Source organism: Bacteroidota bacterium (genome assembly GCA_037133915.1).
Lineage (GTDB): Bacteria > Bacteroidota > Bacteroidia > Bacteroidales > CAIWKO01 > JBAXND01.
The window spans coordinates 1-19,726 of the sequence record JBAXND010000043.1 but is presented as its reverse complement, the minus strand read 5'-3'; the positions used below and the strand labels follow the sequence as shown (position 1 = coordinate 19,726).

The window sequence follows — 19,726 nt, the reverse complement described above, 5'->3', positions numbered from 1 at the left end:
AAGAGTACTACAAATATATTGAAGTATTTGTGTTCCACCAAATGATTTTCTGCAATATGTCTATTTTTCACATTGTCTATATCTAAGACAGACACGCAAAATATTCATACTGAAACAACTGCCCACTTATTAGAATTTGAATTAAATTTTTGTTAATGTGAAAATTGATGAGCGTAGCGTGTTATAGTACACAAAATCAGTATTTTGTGTATTGTAAGCGAAGGGCGATTTGCAGATGTCTGAAAATAAGGGTTATACATGTCAAAAAGTGCATAAATTCTAATTTTCAACACATATAAAGAAAAAGGCTGCCCTATTTTAAGACAGCCTCACTATATAAACAGAAATTGGTTCTTTTATTCTTTCGGCATTTATAAATTAACGGTTCACTACAAATTTCATAACCGTTTTTTCATCAGCAGTTGTCACATTCAGATAGTAAACTCCCACATTGAGTTCGGGCATATTCACACTATAACCGGATAAGCCGCTTAATTTTTTACTGAGTACTCTTTCGCCGGTAGCATTGAATATCTCCAGCATCACTTCTTTGTTGATGGTTTTTGGAGTGAATATTACAAACTCGCCGTTATTCGGATTGGGAAGAAGTTCAAGCAACATGCCGGTGCTGTTTTCAGAAATACCGACTACCACATCAATAACGTTTGATGGTGCGGAACTGCATCCCTGATGGGTTACAATTACATAATAATAACCGGCCACAAGAGGCGTGAATACCTGGTCGGTAGCTCCGATTAAAGGTCCATTTGCATCATACCACTGATTGCCCGTAAGCGCATCTGAAACCAGATCGTTGCCAAACTGCGATACTACAGGCGTTGGTGGCAGCGGTGTTGCAATGATATTCAATGTGTCAGAAAATGCCGGGTTATTATTAATACACACTTCAGATGATGTGAGCTTGCAAATAATGACATCGCCATTTTGCAGACTGCCTGTCACGAACGTATTACTGTTGTTGCCTGTAATATTGCCATTAAGATACCATTCATATACCGGATTGCTTCCTTCTCCAAGCCCTGTAGCCGTTATGGTTTCAACACTTCCTTCGCACATGCTGAGTGTGGTTCCCTGATTAATTGCTACTGAAACGGGTACCGGAAACATGGGCAGAACAGTTACTGCTGTAGTATCTGAATATGCCTGTGTTATCAATGCACACACATCGGATGTTGTGATACGGCAAACTATTTTATCGCCGTCAACAAGTGTATTCAGCGTCAGCGAATCATTGTTTGATCCTGTAATGGCGCCATTCAAATACCACTGGTACGAAGGAGTGCTTCCGCCTCCTGATTGGTTCGTGGTGAAAGACACGTCTAATCCCGAACATACCGTAAGTGAAGTTCCCTGAACAATGTTTACCGTAACCGGCGAAACAGGTATTGGGTTCACTGTTACAAGCATGGTGTCCGAATAAGCAGGATTGTTGAAAGCGCAGGGATCGGATGATGTGAGAACGCAATATACCAGGTCGCCGTTCTGAGGAGTATTGTTGATATAGCTATCGGCCGTACTAACCAGCGTCCCGTTTAAAAACCACTGGTAGCCGGGGTTGCTTCCTCCGCCGTTGCCGGTTGTTGTCAGAGCAACTGATGTTCCTGCACATACTGAGAGAGCTGTTCCCTGGTCAATGCTTATTGAAACCGGAACTGCCGGCAAAGGATTAACGGTTACAGTCATTGTGTCTGATGTGGCTTGTGTAATCAGTGCACAAATTTCAGATGTTGTGATGCGGCAAACTATTTTATCTCCGTCTACCAAATTGTTCAGCGTAAGAGAGCTGCTGTTGTTGCCCTGAGCAACGCCATTATAATACCATTCGTAAAAAGGAGTGCTTCCACCGCCTGTTTCCGATGTTGTAAACGTAATAATGGCTCCATGACAGATTGAAAGCGAAGTGCCCTGATTAATACTTACACTAAGAGGAGTGGTCGGAATCGGGTTCACCGTTACAATCATTGTATCTGAATAGGCCGGATTGTTTATCGCGCAAGCAACTGATGATGTTATCCTGCAATAAATCATATCACCGTTTTGAGGTGTGTTATTGCTGTATGAGCTATTATTACCCGCAGCTGCACCATTGAGGTACCATTGATAACTGGGAGTGCTGCCACCTCCAATGTTTGTTGTGGATAATGCTAAGGGTGTGCCTGCACAAAGGCTTATCGAATTGCCCTGATTGATGCTGATTGAAACCGGTGCCGGTGGGATAGGGTTAACGGTAACAACAGTCGTATCAGAATTTGCCTGGGTTATCTGAGCACAAATTTCAGAAGTTGTAATGCGGCACCAGACATGATCGCCGTTCACTACATTATTTAATGTAATAGAATTGGTCCCTGTTCCTGCAGGAGTACCATTGACATACCATTGGTACGTTGGTGAATTGCCACCGCCGGTTTCAGTTGTGTTAAGTGTAACGGGCGTTCCGGCACAAATGCTCAATGCTGTTCCCTGATTCATGCTTATGCTAAGCGGATATGCAGGAAGAGGATTTACAGTCACCACCATCGTATCCGAATAGGCGGGATTATTTCCGGCACAAACAGCTGAAGAGGTGAATTTACAATAAATATGGTCGCCATTATGCAGTGTTGTGCTGCTGAATGAATAGCTGTTTCCTCCAACCGGATTTCCATTAACGTACCATTGATAAGCCGGTGAAAGTCCGCCTCCGACGCCTGTTGTGGTAAGACCAACGTTTGCTCCGGCACACACGCTTAGTGTTGTTCCCTGATCAATGGAAACAGAAACCGGTGTGGCTGTACATTGTGAGAAATGAAGTATGAAGCGATACGGGTTGTCGGCAGGACTTCCCGTAAAGGAATAAACGCTGTCAACGCGAATATCTTTGGTTGTTTGCGTTTGAAGGTCTTCAAGAGAAATATTTATAGTTGGCGGAAAACTTCTGAATTCATGTGCAGAGATAGAAAATGTACCTGCAGCGCCTGCTCTGAAATATACCGGAATATTTGGAGTAGTGCTTACACTGCTCAATGCGTTGATGGAATAATAAATCGATGTATCGGCGTAAGTGCTGGACCAGAATTGTGTGCCCAGACTTAGAATTTTAAATGCATCATAATAACTGTCGAACAAGTCTGTTGCAAGCGGAAGATAACGAATAATAATTTCATCAGTCAGCGAGCCATCGTGTATTTTCAGCCGTATATAATCGGTAGGACCTGAATTCTTCAGCATGCTTATAGCGCTATTTCGCCCGTTGCTGGCAATGCCCGGATAAGTTGGACCATTTGTCGCACCAACGCCTGCAAAAGTCAGGCATCCGCAAAATAGAAACATGGTTAAGAGTAGGACGAGTTTCTTCATGGAACAAGATATCAGTGTGTATATGCAGTAAACTATTTAGCTTTCAAACAATAATTTTTATGGACTAATCAACCTGCTATATTATGAAAAATTTTAGGTTATATCAAACCCATTTTACAAAATTACGGTTTTTATGTGCTGTTTCCAAATTAATTTGAGGTTATTTTTCAACATTTTTGAAGCGTTCATGTGTTAAAAATATCATTTCATACGTAAAAAGTCGTTATTTAGTTGCATTATGCGGTAAGATAATATATGAATGAGCCCGATTCGGAAACTTTAAATAATAAATTGCTGGATATGAGGATTTTTACTGATTTCTTTAAATAACCGACCTGAGAAGTGGAATTAAAGAAGGGTAGGTGTTGTCGAGAACTTCCTGAATTTGATTCGGTGAAAACCATTTCAGTCCGGTAATATCTTCTTCTATTTGTGGGATGAGGTTTTGCTGTTCAGGGCATTTCATTTCAAACCATCGTGTTTTCTTAAGAATCCTTTTGCCGCTGATTGAATATGTATGATAGGTGGATGGCAGCTCAACTGTAATCTCGGCATTTTGCACCCCTGTTTCTTCTTCAACCTCTCTCAGTGCCGTTTCGCGAGCGTCTTCACCCTCATTTGCTTTCCCTTTGGGCAAATCCCAGGTGCCGAGTCTGAAAATAAATAATAGTTGTCCCTCAGTATTTTTTATTATTCCTCCGGCAGCTTCTATTAATTTATAGAGTGAACAGAAATTTTCAAATAGTTTTTCAGGCTGAGAGCTAACAAAATTAATATTGCCTGTTAACTCGTGCTGTTCAATTTTTTCCACGTAAAACCGAATTTTTTCAAGGGTAGGTTCATGCACAAGAATCTCTGAACTTCCCGTCAGTTGGGCTTGTTCGGGATTAATGAAATGTACAGGTTGGTGTTTAATAAAAACTTTATACATTTGTGCCATGAAAATTAATGACGACAGGTCTTTAAAAATTGCTCAGTATCTTTTACAAATAAAAGCAATTAAACTGAATTTGCAAAAACCGTTTACCTGGGCATCAGGTTGGAAGTCGCCCATATATTGTGATAATCGCAAAACCTTATCGTATCCGGTAATTCGTACTTATATTCGTCAGCAGTTCTGTCAGGTGATAAATGAAGAGTTCAGTAAGCCTGAAGTTATTGCAGCAGTCGCAACAGGTGCAATTGCAATGGGTGCCTTGGTAGCACAGGATTTGGGGCTGCCTTTTGTTTATGTACGTTCGTCTGCAAAAGATCACGGTTTGGAGAATGCTATTGAAGGCGTGATTGAGAGTGGGCAATCGGTTGTTGTTATTGAAGACCTTATTTCTACCGGAGCCAGCAGTCTGAAGGCTGTTGAGATTCTGCGCAAAGCAGGCTGTGATGTTAAAGGCATGGCTTCGATTTTTACCTATGGATTTCCACAGGCAGTAGATAGCTTTAAAAAGGCCAAGGTAAAACTGTGTCCTCTTTCCGACTATAATTATTTGTTAAAGCATGCGCTGGAAAGCAATTTCATCAGAGAAGCTGAACTGGCGCCCCTTGCCGAATGGCGTGAAGCTCCGGAACTGTGGGGCATAAAAAAGTAATTCCACTATCACATGGCCGATATTTCAAGCGAAAAAAAACTAATCCGTTGCGACGCAGCAGAGATTTATAATTTTCTGGCTGATTTCAATAATTTTGAATCACTGATGCCGGCTCAGGTTACTAACTGGAAGTCGGATACCGATACCTGCTCTTTTACAATTCAGGGAATAGGAGAAGTGAAACTGAAAATTGTTGAGAAGCTCCCTCACACTAAAATTGTGATTATTCCCGATGCCGGAACGAAGATTCCGTTTACATTCAAACTTATCTGTCTGCTCCAAACCATTGAAGCAAGCAGCACCGAGACCATTATTAAATTTGAGCATGAGATGCCGATGATGATTGCCATGATGGCAGGTCGTCCGTTGCAAAATCTGGTTGATATCCTTTCAACCAAACTCAAAGAGCGCTTCGATCAAAAGACCGGCCAGTAAACCGAATAATAACACTGGTTACACTTCATGAAGGAACACAATTTCTTTCAGGTCGCAACTGATTTTTTCACCATCCGAGACCTCAAGTTGAAGCCATCCGACTTCGTCAATACCTGTTATTCGGGCACTAATTACCCTGTTTCGAAAGCGGTATTTTGCAAATACATTGAAGCGGTATAACTTGCTGATGTACTCATCAGCCGATATCTCCGACGGATTTCGTGAGAGCTGCTGATAGCGCGAAATAATGGCGCTGCAAACATTTTTCAGCGAATCCTCGAGATTATAGCTATTACCGGTAATGCCTTTGAGTGAAACAGGATTAGTGATTTCTGAAGGAAAAATAAGCTGGTTAATATTGATGCCGATGCCAATAACGGAATGCCTGAATTTGCCGTCCATTATTGAATTCTCTGTAAGGATTCCTGCTACCTTTCTGTTCCCGATATAAATATCATTGGGCCATTTTATAGTTACCGTTTCATTCGGCAACTGTGAACTTATATAATCATGTACGCCTAGGGCAATAAAGCGTGTAAGAATAAACTGATTGCTTACATCCAGAAAATAGGGGTAAAGCACCATGCTGAATGTCAGATTTTTTCCCGGCTCACTTTCCCATGAACTGCCACCCGTGCCTCTTCCCGAATATTGACCAAGCGCCCATATAACAGTAAATTCAGCCGCAGCAGAGTTTTGCAGGAGGTGTGATGCATATTCGTTTGTAGAGCCGGCCGATTCGAGTCTGATGAGGTTGGCGAGAGGCATAGTATATTTAGTTTTGAAGTTCAAATATAATGATTAATTCAGGTTAAATTGTTTAAATTTGCACAATTATTTAAAACAGAATTAATGGCAGGACGAAAAAAGAAGAGCGAAACAGAAATACTCTCAGGGTTAATCATTAAAGGCATTCAGGATAAAAAGGGCAAAGACATTGTTCAACTCGACCTTACAAATGTAAAGAATGCAATTTGCGACAGTTTTATTATTTGCCATGGTACATCGCGGGTGCAGGTTGAAGCGCTTGCCAATGCTATAGAAGCTGAAGTAACCAAAGCTGTTGGTGTTAAACCCTCTCACCGCGAGGGATTTGAAAATGCAGAATGGATACTGCTCGACTATTTCAACGTAGTGGTGCATGTTTTTCAGGAGAATATTCGCGGCTTTTATAAACTCGAAAATCTATGGGCCGACGCTGAGATCAATCATTTTGAGTCATAGCATAATCCCGGATTAGACGTAAAAACTTTTTAAATGGCTAAACAAGGCAATAATGGACCCGGCGGCGGATTGCCCGGCGGAAACAACCAGTCACCAAAACGAAAATTCAGTTTTTATTGGATATACGGCATATTGCTGGTGATATTTCTGGCGCTTAATTTTTATGACTGGAAAGGCGGGACAAAAGAAGTCAGCCCTGCTCAGTTTGAGAAAATGATGACCAAACACGATGTCGAAAAAATCATCGTCATCAACAAAGAAAAAGCAGAGGTTTTCATTAAAAAGGAAGCACTCGAAAGAGATACAACCTACAAAGCTGTGAAGCAGGGAACGGGCAGCTCATTGAACACAGGCCCTCATTACGAATTTACTATTGGCTCTGTTGATGATTTCAAAAAAGACCTGCGCGATTTAGAATCACGGATGCTTGTTGCTGATACTACTGGAAAGACTCCCGCTCAAAAAGCAGTTGTGCTGGCTAAAAAAGATCAGGTGCTCGTATCATACGAAAATCGTCGTAATTGGGGTGGCGACATTCTGGGATGGCTGCTGCCAATCATTGTTCTCGTGGTGATATGGTTTGTGATAATGCGAATGATGGGCAGAGGTTCAGGCGGTGCCGGACAGATATTCAATGTTGGAAAATCAAAAGCACAACTGTTTGATAAAAACACAAGCGTTTCTGTTACATTCAACGATGTGGCCGGCATGGAAGAGGCCAAAGTTGAGATTATGGAAATCGTAGATTTCCTGAAAGAGCCTAAAAAATATACAACACTCGGCGGTAAAATTCCGAAAGGCGCTTTGCTGGTTGGTCCTCCGGGAACAGGAAAAACATTGCTTGCCAAGGCTGTTGCCGGTGAAGCAAAGGTTCCTTTCTTTTCACTTTCAGGATCTGATTTTGTTGAAATGTTTGTGGGCGTTGGCGCATCCCGCGTTCGTGACCTTTTTAAACAAGCCAAAGAAAAAGCGCCCTGCATTATTTTCATTGATGAAATTGATGCGATTGGTCGTGCCCGCGGGCGCAATCCGCTTTCAGGTTCAAACGATGAACGTGAGAATACGCTCAATCAGCTGCTCACCGAAATGGACGGATTTACCAGTAATACCGGGGTTATTATTCTTGCCGCTACCAACCGTGCCGACATTCTTGACCGAGCATTGCTGCGTGCAGGCCGCTTCGACCGTCAGATTTACATTGAGCTTCCTGACCTGGATGAACGCAAAGGCATTTTCAAAGTACACGTTAAGCCACTAAAGCTTGCTCAGGATCTGGATATCGATTTTCTGGCAAGGCAGACTCCCGGTTTCTCGGGCGCCGATATTGCAAACGTGTGTAACGAATCGGCACTTATAGCCGCACGCAAGAATAAAAAGAGTATCGAAAAACAGGATTTTATTGATGCTATTGACCGCATTATTGGCGGACTTGAGAAGAGAAACAAGATTATTTCAATGGACGAGAAAAAAGTGATTGCCTACCACGAAGCCGGCCATGCGGCCATTAGCTGGATGGTTGAATTTGCTTCACCTCTCGTAAAAGTTACCATCGTGCCTCGCGGAAAAGCATTGGGCGCTGCCTGGTACCTGCCTGAAGAACGTCAGATAACAACCTACGATCAGATATTTGATGAGCTTTGTGCGGCACTTGGCGGACGTGCATCCGAAGAAGTGAACTTCGGAAAAGTTTCTACAGGTGCACTGAACGATCTGGAACGCGTTACCAAAGCCGCTTATGCCATGACTGTGTTCTATGGCCTCAATGACAGAATCGGCAACATCAGCTATTATGATTCGGCCGGCCAGCAGGAGTTTTCAATGACGAAACCCTATAGTGAAAAAACGGCTGAGGTTATAGACGAGGAAATCAGTAAGGTGGTGGAAACTGCTTACACACGCTCCATTTCTATTATTACCGAGAATAAAGAAAAAGTAGCTGCTCTTGCCGAATTACTTCTCGAGAAAGAAGTGATTTACCGCGAAGATGTGGAACGTATTTTCGGAAAACGGCTGTTTGATTCAGAAAAAGTTTCGGAACAACTGGCACGTGATTCAGAAACAATAGCGAATGAAATGAAACGCAAGAAAACCGATCCTGACGGCTCCCTGAGTAACGGAGGTGAATTTGGAAAAGTAATTTCTGACGATATCAGCATCGTTGAAAAAAAGGAAGACAACCTGAATAATTAATTGCCGGGAACTAATAATCAATCAAAGGCAAAACTCATGGATGATACAACATCAAGGGAGAAAATCCTGAAGAAAGTAAGAAACGCAAGCATCAACGCGGCAGAAAATTTATATACCGAGGTTGATACCACATCGCCCATTTATCCTGAAATGGCCGAAACTGCCGATATTTCTTTTGCACAGGCATTTACTGCTATTTCGGGAAATTTCGTGTACTGCGAAAATACGGCCGAAATTATAAGTAACCTGAGTGAACTCATCAAAGAGAAAGAATGGGATCATCTTTACTGTTTCGAGAAATCATTAGCCGCACTTCTTACAAAAGGGGGTGTGCCTTTTTCATCTGACGAAACAACAATTCTGGATGCACACGTTGGCATTACCGGCTGCGAATACTTAATTGCACGCTTAGGCAGCGTAATGGTATCGTCCAGACAAGGTTCGGGTCGCAGGCTCTTTGTTTATCCCGAAGTGCATATTGTTATTGCCTCATCGTCGCAGCTTATGCCCGATCTTCCTGAAGCACTAACCGCCCTGCGCGAAAAATATGCGGTAAATATGCCGTCACTGGTTTCACTGATTTCAGGACCCAGCCGCACGGCCGATATTGAAAAAACACTGGTAATGGGCGCTCATGGACCCAAAGAAATTTATGTATTCTTTTGCGAAGAAGAATTAATGCCCGCATAGCATGGAAGAAGGATGGAGCAGAATATACAGTACCGCCGATCCCGTGAAGATAGAAATATTGAAATCTATGCTTGAGGAGGAAAATATCCAAGCTGTTGTAATCAATAAACAGGATTCGTCGTACTTATTTGGCGAGTCCGAAGTATATGTATCTTCTGATGATGCGCTTGCCGCACTTCAGATAATAAGAAATGCTGAATTTTGAAAACCATCGTTACACGAACCATATCAGGTGCCGTCTTTGTGTTCCTTGTCATCTTTTCAATGTATTGGAACAAATTCGCCTTTGCCGGTATATTCATGGTTTTTACTGCTATTGGCCTGATGGAGTTTTACCGCATGGCCACGAATGAAACGGTGAAACCACAAAAAGTGAGTGGTGTTATCAGTGGTGCTTTGAGTTATATTGCTGTTGCTTTGTTTGCGCACAACCTTGTTGATTACCGCGTCTTTTTCATCCTGCTTCCCGTCTTTTGTTTTATAATTATCAGCGAGCTTTACCGAAACAAAGAACATCCGTTCACAAATATCGCCATGACCTTGTTTGGTATTTGCTACGTAGCATTTCCGCTGGCAGCACTCAACTTCTTCTTCAGCCCGTTTTTGCTGAGAGGCGAAAGTAACCCGGGTTTATTGCTTTCGTTCTTCATCATCCTCTGGACATCAGACACCATGGCTTATCTGAGTGGGAGGACATTTGGAAAACATCATTTATTTGAACGTATCTCACCGAAAAAAACATGGGAAGGAAGTATTGGCGGTGCACTTTTTGGTGTGGTGGCGGCATGGATCATTACACTCTTTCTGCCGGAATTTTCTTTGATACCATTAATCATCATTTCTATTATTATTATTGTTTTCGGAACACTGGGCGATTTAGCAGAATCGATGTTAAAGCGCAGTGCCGGTGTAAAAGATTCGGGTACGATTATGCCGGGACACGGAGGAATTCTGGACCGTTTTGATGGTGTATTGCTGGCGGCACCGGCCGTGCTATTTTATTTATTGCTTCAAAAATTATTTTAAACAGATGAGATTACACAAAGAAGGAAATATTATCATTTTCACGGTATTGATTGGCTTAGCTTTGCTAAACGGCGCTGTATGGTTTGTTTATCCGTTTTTTACGGTAGTGCACGGTTTTATTTTTCTGCTATCGCTGGTTTTTTTATTTCTGATTGTGCGATTTTTCAGGATTCCCAAAAGAAAATATATATTGGACGACAATACAGTTCTGAGCTCTGCAGACGGCACGGTTGTGGCCATTGAACGGGTGGATGAAAAGAAATATTTCAATGAGCCGCGCATTCAGGTTTCCATTTTTATGTCGGTGCATAACGTGCATCAGAACTTATTTCCGATTACGGGAAGGGTGGCTGTTGCCGATTACATTCCGGGAAAATATCTGATAGCACATCATCCGAAATCGTCAGAGGAAAACGAAATGGAAGTTACCGTTGTCCGCCGCCCCGATGGCAAAAGTGTTCTGGTACGTCAAATAGCGGGAATCATGGCGCGTCGTGTAATCTGCTATGCAAAACCCGGCGATGACGTGAAGCAATGTGATGAACTCGGCTTCATTAAATTCGGTTCACGCAACGACCTTTTACTGCCTGTTGACGCGGTGGTTAAAGTAAAAATTGGGGATAAGGTAAAAGCCGGCATTACTGCCATTGCAACACTTTAGTAATTACGAATTGTTTTTATAATAGCGTCTCAATTTCGCTGAGCGCTGATACTTCATGCATGAGTTGGTACTGATGCGGCTTTTTGGTAAAGTTCACATACACCTGTGCTAATCCCAGCGCCTTCGCGGGAAGCAAATCCACTTCTATATCATCACCTATCATCATACTTTCTTCGGGCAATGCTTGTGCGCAATTAAGCGCATGAAGGAAAATGCGTTCGTCCGGTTTTTTGAAACCCGATTCTTCTGATGTAATTACCTGGTCAAAATAACGGTCCAGCCCTGATAGTGCTAATTTGCGATATTGTATTTCTGCAAAACCATTGGTAATAATGTGCAGTTTGTATTTTGAAAACGTGTATTCAAGCAATTCAAAAACTCCCGGAAATAATTTTGTTTTAAGCGGAAGACGGTCAACATAGGCATCAGAAATGGAAGCTGCAAGTTTTTCATCGTTGATGCCAAATTCCGCAAGCGGCAGCAAAAACCGTTGCAGTGAAAGTTCTTCTTTGGTTACCCTGTTTTCGCGGTATGCATCCCACAAGGCCGTATTATGCAGATTATAGCGATCGTGAAAAACTTCGTAGGAAGGACACCCTTTTTCCGTAAGTTCAAATTCTGAAAACAATTCCCTCAGCGTTTCGGTTGAGTTCGCGTCAAAATCCCAGATGGTTTTATCGAGATCAAAAAAAATGTGTTTGTAGGTTCTCACGGGCATATTGTTGGTTAACAAAAGTAGAAATAATTCTATCTAGTTGCCTAAAGTTAAATTGCCTGAAGTTTGGAGTTCATAAAGTTTGTAAAGTAGAAAGTTTATAAAGTCAAAAGCTTATAAAGTTTTAATTGCCGAATTATCCAATCCCCAATCCCTAACGCCCAATCTATATCTTCACCTTCACTCCACCCAGAAAGTTGATGCCTGCCTGCGGGAAGTAGCCGTCCATCACCGCTTCCTGACCATTGTAATAATAAGGATAAACCCAGGCATTGCTTTCATACTGCTCATTCAGAAAATTATTGAGCATAAAACTGAACTGTATTTCTTTAATGAAATTCAGATGCAGTGCATAACTCAACTGTGCATTATTGATAAAATACGCGTGAAGGCTGCGACTGTCACTGGATGTATTGTCGATGTATTGTTTGCCGACGTAATTCGAAGTTATATCGAGCCTCAGCCCTTTTACAAGGTCAAGTCCGAAATGATTCATAGCGGTAATAGCAGGAGAGAAGGCAATATCGGTCTCTCCGAGAAAATTCGCACGCTGCGACCAGGTATCCCAGTCATCCACGTATTCCGTGAAATTTAAAATTTTATTTTTGCTGATGGTGGCATTGGCTTCCCATAGCAATCTCTTGAAAAGCCTTGCCGATGCTGATATTTCGACACCTGTGCGATAACTTTTCGGAACGTTCGCCATGATGGCATATCCAACATCGTTGATTTCGCCGGTGAGTACAAGCTGATTTTTATAATCCATATAAAACACGTCGGCCGCAATTTGCAATGCACCGCTTCTGAAATTATATCCCAGTTCGTAATCGTATAATTGTTCGGCAGTGGGCATAGGACCGTTAGGATCCGCATCCGAAAAATTATTTCCGTTCGGCTCACGGTTAGACACCGCAAATGAAAGATACATACGGTTCTTATTATTGATAGTTGCAGTGACTCCAATTTTAGGATTGACGAAACTGAAAAAATGAGTCTGGTCCAGCACACGCAATGATGCATCTGTACCGCTTATGGTATGGCTCACATAACGGTACTGAACATCGCCATAAATACTGAAATGCTTGCCTGCCGAAACATCTGCTTTCGCGAAAGCATTTACATCATCTTTTACACCTTTATTATTGTACCATTCCATGTCCGGTGTGCTGCCGCCCGCATATTGTGCCCAGATGATATTCCCGTAATGTGTGCCCTCGTACCGGTTCGCTGCACCACCAATAGTGATACGCAGGTTTTTGTAATTATCGTAAATTCCCGAAAGGGTGAATCCGTAAAAATGATTATCGAGCCATTTGCGGCGAATGAGCGACGTATTCGTAATCGTATCATTTCCGATAATGATATCTGCAAGCCCGTATTCAGCAAAGGCTGTATGAGCCGAAGCATCGGCGACATCCTCAAATTCCTCATAATATCCACGACCGTAGGTATAATGAAGCGCAGCGTTCAGGTTGATGTGTTTTCCGAGTTCACGGTTGTATATAATCTGGTAATGATCCTGCTGATAATTGTCGGTTTGGTTTTGGTAGGTGAATGGATTGTACGTCCTGTTTGTTTGCAATGAATCTTTCGGAACGCCCTGCCATGCCTGATAAGTCTTTTCTTTTCCCGAGAAAACATTTATTCGCAGCATACTTTTTTCACCGTAATATCCTGCAGAAACAAAAAAAGATTTCAAATCCGAAGCTCCGCGGTCAATGAAACCGTCAGAAGTAATTTTTGAAAGGCGCCCGTCGAAGGTCCAGCGGCCGTTAATAAGACCTGTGCCAAGCTGCAGATTATTTTTAAACGTATTGAAGGAGCCGCAAGAGCTGTTTATTTCGAGGTAGGGGTCGGGATTCAGTTTTGTTGTTTGTATGTTGATGCTTGCGCCGAAAGCTGCGCTGCCGTTGGTTGAACTTCCAACACCGCGTTGTATCTGTATGTTGTCAACCGACGATGAAAAGTCGGGCATATTTACCCAAAACACGCCCTGCGATTCTGCATCATTCAGAGGAATGCCATTTACGGTAACATTGATGCGTGTAATATCGGTTCCGCGTATGCGCAGACTGGTATATCCAATCCCTGCACCGGCATCGGAGGTAACAACAACCGATGGCACGGTGGACAAGAGGAACGGCAGGTCCTGCCCCAGGTTGACCTGCTCTATTTTTTGCTTTTCCAGTAGAATGGATGTTGTCGGGGCCTTATTCCCGGCACGTGTTGCAGATATTATCACTTCGTCCTGCATCACGGCGCTTTTCTCCAGAATTAAATCTATTCTGGTATCAGACTGCAGGTCAATCGCCGCTTCCAGGTTTTTGTAACCTATAAAACTTGCTTTAATTGTGTACTTCCCTGCTTTCACATTTTTAAAGATGAAATTACCCGATGCATCTGAAGTGGCCGCAAGCCAGGTGTTTTCAATAACTATGTTTGCTGAAGTGAGAGGATTCCCGGTCGCTTTGTCGGTTACCTTACCGGTGATGGAAAATTGTGCCGTTGCAGCACACATGCATAGCATTGGCAATGCCATAAAAACAAAAAACCTTTTCATTCTTTTACTGTTTTAGTTAAACCCGGAATGGTCAACAGAGGCAAAAGCCATTCCTGTAGTTTATTTTTCCCTTCGCCGGCATTACCCGGAGCAGGTTCTATGAGTATGATCTCAGCCCGATTGTTTAGGGCACCCCTAATTGAACGTGACAAATGTATAAATTTGTGACGAGATGCCTGAAATTTTTTCAGATTTTGGAGAGTAACAGGACATTTTTCATGAGATAGTCCTGCTCATATTTCTAATACTGGATTTTGAACAATAATGCATTTTACCCCGACTTATGTCCTGCCATATTGCAAACACCCAGTCTGTTATCCATATATTTATTTCATTAAATGCGTTATTCTGCCTTCTTAAATCACAATTTTATGTTAATGTAACATCAACATTGTAAGAATATTAATAAAAATATACCAATCGATTATAAATAAGTTGTACCTTTGTTAGTCGTTGTTTATAGGGTTCCTATCTTACGGATATTCCTTATTTCCGACAGAAGTTAGTAAATTACATACGAAAGTGACCGCTCCGTGAGCGCGGTATTTAGAAAGGCATCATTATCTGATGAAATTCGAAGAATTACCAAAACTTAAAATAGGGACGTATGAGTCCCAAATTCCGCTCTTGCTTGGTGGCATGGGTGTTGGAATCACACGATCCAGACTTGCTTCTGCCGTTGCCAATGAAGGCGGCATGGGTGTTATCGCTGCTGTTGGGATAGGCATGTACGAACCTGATTTCAATAAGGATAATGCTGCAGCTAATCTTCGCGGCCTCCGGAAAGAAATTGGTATAATGCGAAAACTTACCAAAGGTGTTGTTGGTGTGAACGTAATGTACGCACTTACCAATTTTGAGAACATCATCGCGACCTGTCTTGAAGAAGAAGCCGACCTTATTGTTATGGGCGCCGGAATGCCAATGCGTTTGGGTGATTCTATAAGTGCAGAACAAATCCGCAGCGGTAAAACACGATTTGTTGTTATCGTTTCTTCAGCACGGGCTGCAAATCTTATTTTCAGAGCCTGGGAGCGCAATTACGATTATATTCCGGATGCCGTTGTTGTTGAAGGTCCGAGAGCCGGTGGGCATCTTGGCTTTAAGAAAGAACAGATTAATGATCCTGATTTTGCACTGGAGAAAATTCTTCCTGAAGTTGTGTCCGTAGTGAATACATACGGTGACAAGCATCAGCGGAAAATTCCGGTAATTGCAGCCGGTGGAATTTATACCGGTGAGGATATCTACAATATTATGACGCTGGGTGCCGACGGTGTTCAGATGGCAACGCGGTTTATCGGAACCTACGAATGCGACGCATCCGAAGAATTCAAACGCTCGTTGATTGACTGTACCGAAGAGGATATTGAAATTATTACAAGCCCTGTAGGGATGCCCGGAAGAGCTATCCGAAATACCTTTATCGATGAGGTGAAACTGGGTCACCGAATGCCATTTGCGTGTCCGTGGAAGTGTTTAAAAACCTGTGATTATGCAACTGCGCCGTATTGTATTGCACTTGCATTGGTGAATGCCGAACAGGGCAAAATGAACAAAGGCTTTGCCTTTGTTGGAGCCAATGCTCCGCGCGTAAAAAGTATAGTGAGTGTTAAAGAACTGATAGATGAGCTTAAGCTTGAATATGAAGCCGCGACTATCCAGGCACTCACGGGCGAGCCTGCTTTAATAAAAATAAAGCCTGCTGATACTACGGTTTAAATCCATTATTTTCATTTTGAAAATTCTCATTATTAACGGTCCAAACCTGAACCTTCTCGGAAAACGGGAAAAGGACATTTATGGCAATGCCACGTTTGATGAGTATTTTGTTGAACTTCAGCAAAAATTTCCGGATGCTGAACTGGAGTATTATCAGTCGAATATTGAAGGTGAGATAATCAACAAACTGCATGAAGCAGGCTTTTCTGTTAACGGCATCATTCTGAATGCAGGAGGCTATACACATACTTCTGTTGCCATTGCCGATGCTGTTCGTTCTATAACGAGCGCGGTTGTTGAAGTTCACATTACCAATGTGTTTGCCCGTGAAGAATACCGTCACATTTCTCTGATAGCGCCTGCCTGTAAGGGAAGTATTTCCGGTTTCGGGCTGGATTCATACAGGCTTGCCTTGGAAAGCTTCCTGGGCAAATAATTCGTCTGGAAACAGCATCACAATTCAGCGCAAAAAACGTACGTTACCAAACCATACTAATCGGTGCTTCGGTTTGTGCAATTAATCACCTGATACAATCAGGAGAACAGGTGGTTTCAAAATTTGTTTTTATCGAGTTGGCTGAAAAGCCTTTTTTTTCGGAGGTAAAAATCTTTTACGATACTTCCGTCAAAGATGCCGAAAACTTTATGGTGCGGAATTTTTTCACGTTTTTTTCGCAATCGGTTGAAGTGTCCGTAAAAATAAAAATGCGCACGTATCACTGCTGTAAAATCGCCAAAGCCACCGTCAAAAAGAAATTTTAGTGCTGCAACACCGTCAAGGACAAGCCTTGTAAAGAATACAGGAAAGATGCGTTTAGACGGCAGATTCTTATAAAGCAGCATAAAATTATTCCTGAAATTCAGGTACGTTTTGCGTGCCGAGCCTTTAGGGAGCGTTCCTCCGCCTATATGATAAACTCTTGAATCGGGGCAATACATTATTTTATAGCCGAAATTTTTCAGCCTCCAGCAAAAATCAATTTCTTCCATGTGGGCGAAAAAATCTTCGTCGAGACCGCTCAGCTTGTGATATAATTCGGCACGCACGAACATACAGGCACCGGTTGCCCAGAATATTTCCGCAGTATCGTCATACTGTCCGTTATCTTCTTCAATAACATTAAAAATCCGACCGCGACAAAAGGGGTAGCCGTATTTATCGATGTGTCCGCCGGCAGCTCCGGCATATTCAAACTTTGTCCGTTCAAAAAAAGAAAGTATTTTAGGCTGGCAGGCTGCAATGTTTTTATCTGCGTCCATCAACGCAATCACCGGTTCTATCCAGTTTTCCGTTACTTCGATATCGGAGTTCAGCAGAACGAAATATTCGGCATCTACCTGCTCAAGTGCCAGATTGTAACCACGCGAAAAGCCACCGTTCTCACTGTTTTCAATTATCCGGATGTGCGGATATTTTTCTTTGAGAAATGCAATAGAATCATCTGTAGAAGCATTATCGGCAATGATTACATCAGCAGCATTACGGCTATGTTCTATCACTTTAGGCAAAAACTCCTCGAGGAATTTTTTTCCGTTCCAGTTAAGTATGACAACCGCGGTTTTCAATATTCTGCAAAAATTAAGCTGTTACTTTTTCTTTGTTGTTTGACTTTTATTATTCCTGTTCAAATGCGGCATGAATCGTGCATAAATGTACACGTTTTTCTGTTAATTCAAATCGGCAATTTTATTCTGATATGCCCAAAAGCAATGGAGCTAATAAGATCTGAAGGTAATCAGAGTGTCGTTATCCTTTTATCTGGGGTTATTATAGTAGTCATCAATTTTACTGCCGTAATGCGGAATGTAAGCATCACTGTCGATATCGGTAGTAACGCTGTTGCGCGAATATATTTTTAATTTCCAGCGGTAATCGGATACTTCGCCTTTGGCATCTGACTGAATCAGTTCATAATCGTTTGATATCAGGTCGCGGTTGTAATAAACAAAGCGCTTGTTCTGTTGATTCGCCAGTGAATGATAATGCCAGATTTCATAAGGGTAGGCGTCCGGGTCATCGAGTACCTGAATGCGGGAGTTCGGCGGACCGTATTGTAAATACACTCGTCCGCGATCGGTGGCATAACCTTTCTTTATCGGTGTACCGAAATCATTGTTTACCTTCTGCACTTCCTGATAATAGGTCAACCATGCTTTTTCGGGATTCTGAACGTCACGTGCCTGCCAGAAAAACAGGAAATACTGTTTCATACTGGCAAGATCATTTTTTTTAATCTGAATGCGCGCGTATGAACGTTCTGATTCGCTTGATATAGGGAAGAGGCATTTAATCCAGTCTTTGAGTGTATCTGCACTCGTAATTTTTTCAACGAAAGAATTAACTGTTTTTACCTGAGAAAGATCGTTTTCGGCAGGTTGGTATTCCGGATTGTTTCTGCGGAAGAATAATTTGTTTGAAGCAACAATTTCATTTTTTTGGTTACGTACTTCTATCACCAGATTGTAGTTTCCGGTAGGCAGTAAGGATATATCAAATTCATTTATCAGCACATTTACCTGTTTTGCGGTCTCTTTCTTCACCTTTATATATTCTCCATAGAGTTGATTTGTTTCATAGGTTTCTATGAAGGAACTCAGCAGATATTTTTGATTTTCGCCGACTATCTTGTCTGCATTATTTACTTCCGCATAAAACGTGAGTTTTGAAACTGACTCCGGAAAATAATTCAGAATATACGGCACAAGATCGTACCCACTTTTAGAGAGAACTGTAGTTGTTTGCGATGCTCTGATTGATTCAATAAATTCAATTCCTGAAACAGCGGCTTTACCGGCAGGATAATCTATAGTAATTGTTTCATCAGAATTATACGGGATTGCTTTGTCATTTTTATCAGAAATGCTAATCTCTACTTTATACGTTCCGTTTGGGAGGAGAAATCGTTGCTGGTCAATAAAATTGATGTTTACGTTTGTTGTGTCATCGAGTTCCGGGCTAAGCAGATTTATTTTCTTAAAATCGCGGACCACGGAGTCCTGTTTAAAAATCAGTGTGAGTTCAATCGTTCCCTGCCATTTGCCATTTGGTTTTTGGACAAAGACAACACTTTTGCCAACCACGGTTGTATATGTTTCAATGTACGGACCGTCGGTTGGACTGCAGAAGGTGGCATACGACATAAATGCCTGGAGCCTTTTTGCTTGTGTAGTGGAAGGAACAAGAAGTAAGGCCGGAAGGGCTATTAAAAGAAAGTACAATTTTTTCATAAGAATAATAATTAGTATGAAACAATAAAACAAAGGTACAAAAATGGCATTCAGAAAGCTATGAAATTCAACAAACGGCGTGTTTGAAAAGACGAAAGGTCAGGTAACGGTAATAAAAAGTAAGTGAACGGCAGATAAAACCAAGACAGCGGTATTCAGGAAATTAGGTATGGTAGTGGAGATAAAAATGCACAAAACAAAAAATGATTCTTTTGAATTTAATTAAAAGATGTATTTTTGCAGCGGAGAGATGGCAGAGCGGTCGAATGCGGCGGTCTTGAAAACCGTTGTCCTAGCAATGGGACCGGGGGTTCGAATCCCTCTCTCTCCGC

The 19,726-nt window shown here is 42.0% G+C and carries 17 protein-coding genes, 1 tRNA gene and 1 riboswitch; of the genes, 11 read left to right on the top strand and 7 right to left on the bottom strand.

Annotated elements, in window-relative coordinates; genetic code table 11:
- Positions 1-378: 378 nt before the first annotated feature.
- Complete coding sequence (locus WCM76_13015; protein MEI6766547.1) at positions 379-3,357, bottom strand: T9SS type A sorting domain-containing protein; 2,979 nt, start codon at positions 3,355-3,357, stop codon at positions 379-381.
- A gap of 322 nt (positions 3,358-3,679) precedes the next feature.
- A complete protein-coding gene (locus tag WCM76_13010; GenBank protein MEI6766546.1) occupies positions 3,680-4,168 on the bottom strand; it encodes an NUDIX domain-containing protein in 489 nt (162 codons plus the stop codon).
- A gap of 127 nt (positions 4,169-4,295) precedes the next feature.
- Between WCM76_13010 and pyrE the strand changes: the two genes are divergently transcribed.
- Together pyrE and WCM76_13000 are read left to right on the top strand one after the other, a co-directional pair.
- Entirely contained in the window at positions 4,296-4,943 is a 648-nt protein-coding gene (gene pyrE / locus WCM76_13005; protein MEI6766545.1) for an orotate phosphoribosyltransferase, read from the top strand.
- Positions 4,944-4,955: 12 nt separating this feature from the next.
- The gene (locus WCM76_13000; GenBank protein MEI6766544.1) at positions 4,956-5,378 is read left to right on the top strand and encodes an SRPBCC family protein; all 423 of its coding nucleotides are present in this window, start codon (positions 4,956-4,958) and stop codon (positions 5,376-5,378) included.
- A gap of 18 nt (positions 5,379-5,396) precedes the next feature.
- On the opposite strand, the gene WCM76_12995 is transcribed toward WCM76_13000, so the two are convergent.
- Positions 5,397-6,146: a biotin--[acetyl-CoA-carboxylase] ligase gene (locus WCM76_12995; GenBank protein ID MEI6766543.1), complete on the bottom strand. Its 750-nt coding sequence runs from the start codon at positions 6,144-6,146 to the stop codon at positions 5,397-5,399.
- A gap of 84 nt (positions 6,147-6,230) precedes the next feature.
- Between WCM76_12995 and rsfS the strand changes: the two genes are divergently transcribed.
- From rsfS to WCM76_12965, 6 genes are read left to right on the top strand one after another with little or no spacing between them, the layout of a single operon-like run.
- Entirely contained in the window at positions 6,231-6,602 is a 372-nt protein-coding gene (rsfS, locus tag WCM76_12990) for a ribosome silencing factor (GenBank protein MEI6766542.1), read from the top strand.
- Positions 6,603-6,635: 33 nt separating this feature from the next.
- Positions 6,636-8,792 (top strand): ATP-dependent zinc metalloprotease FtsH, encoded by a 2,157-nt coding sequence (ftsH, locus tag WCM76_12985; protein MEI6766541.1) that lies wholly within the window; start codon positions 6,636-6,638, stop codon positions 8,790-8,792.
- A 36-nt stretch (positions 8,793-8,828) separates the two neighbouring features.
- Positions 8,829-9,482 (top strand): lactate utilization protein, encoded by a 654-nt coding sequence (locus WCM76_12980; GenBank protein ID MEI6766540.1) that lies wholly within the window; start codon positions 8,829-8,831, stop codon positions 9,480-9,482.
- A gap of 1 nt (position 9,483) precedes the next feature.
- Positions 9,484-9,687, top strand: a complete 204-nt coding sequence (locus WCM76_12975) for a DUF2007 domain-containing protein (GenBank protein MEI6766539.1) — start codon at positions 9,484-9,486, stop codon at positions 9,685-9,687.
- Positions 9,684-10,508: a phosphatidate cytidylyltransferase gene (locus WCM76_12970; GenBank protein ID MEI6766538.1), complete on the top strand. Its 825-nt coding sequence runs from the start codon at positions 9,684-9,686 to the stop codon at positions 10,506-10,508. The genes WCM76_12975 and WCM76_12970 overlap by 4 nt, the downstream gene beginning before the upstream one ends.
- 4 nt (positions 10,509-10,512) lie before the next feature.
- The gene (locus WCM76_12965; protein MEI6766537.1) at positions 10,513-11,169 is read left to right on the top strand and encodes a phosphatidylserine decarboxylase family protein; all 657 of its coding nucleotides are present in this window, start codon (positions 10,513-10,515) and stop codon (positions 11,167-11,169) included.
- A 16-nt stretch (positions 11,170-11,185) separates the two neighbouring features.
- Here the strand turns inward: WCM76_12965 and WCM76_12960 are convergent, their stop codons facing one another.
- Positions 11,186-11,881, bottom strand: coding sequence for a YjjG family noncanonical pyrimidine nucleotidase (locus WCM76_12960; protein MEI6766536.1), 696 nt, complete (start codon positions 11,879-11,881; stop codon positions 11,186-11,188).
- A 169-nt stretch (positions 11,882-12,050) separates the two neighbouring features.
- Positions 12,051-14,444 carry a TonB-dependent receptor gene (locus tag WCM76_12955; protein MEI6766535.1) on the bottom strand — a complete coding sequence of 798 codons (2,394 nt, stop codon included), beginning with the start codon at positions 14,442-14,444 and terminating at the stop codon, positions 12,051-12,053.
- Positions 14,445-14,493: 49 nt separating this feature from the next.
- Positions 14,494-14,591: riboswitch (TPP riboswitch) on the bottom strand.
- Positions 14,592-15,011: 420 nt separating this feature from the next.
- On the opposite strand from WCM76_12955, the gene WCM76_12950 reads away from it, so the two are divergent.
- A complete protein-coding gene (locus WCM76_12950) occupies positions 15,012-16,166 on the top strand; it encodes a nitronate monooxygenase (GenBank protein ID MEI6766534.1) in 1,155 nt (384 codons plus the stop codon).
- 16 nt (positions 16,167-16,182) lie between these two features.
- Positions 16,183-16,602: a type II 3-dehydroquinate dehydratase gene (aroQ, locus tag WCM76_12945; protein ID MEI6766533.1), complete on the top strand. Its 420-nt coding sequence runs from the start codon at positions 16,183-16,185 to the stop codon at positions 16,600-16,602.
- 116 nt (positions 16,603-16,718) lie between these two features.
- On the opposite strand, the gene WCM76_12940 is transcribed toward aroQ, so the two are convergent.
- Together WCM76_12940 and WCM76_12935 are read right to left on the bottom strand one after the other, a co-directional pair.
- Positions 16,719-17,732, bottom strand: coding sequence for a glycosyltransferase family 2 protein (locus tag WCM76_12940; protein ID MEI6766532.1), 1,014 nt, complete (start codon positions 17,730-17,732; stop codon positions 16,719-16,721).
- A gap of 189 nt (positions 17,733-17,921) precedes the next feature.
- Positions 17,922-19,394, bottom strand: coding sequence for a GWxTD domain-containing protein (locus tag WCM76_12935; GenBank protein MEI6766531.1), 1,473 nt, complete (start codon positions 19,392-19,394; stop codon positions 17,922-17,924).
- Positions 19,395-19,638: 244 nt separating this feature from the next.
- Between WCM76_12935 and WCM76_12930 the strand changes: the two genes are divergently transcribed.
- A tRNA-Ser gene (locus WCM76_12930) sits at positions 19,639-19,725 on the top strand.
- Position 19,726 lies beyond the last annotated feature (1 nt).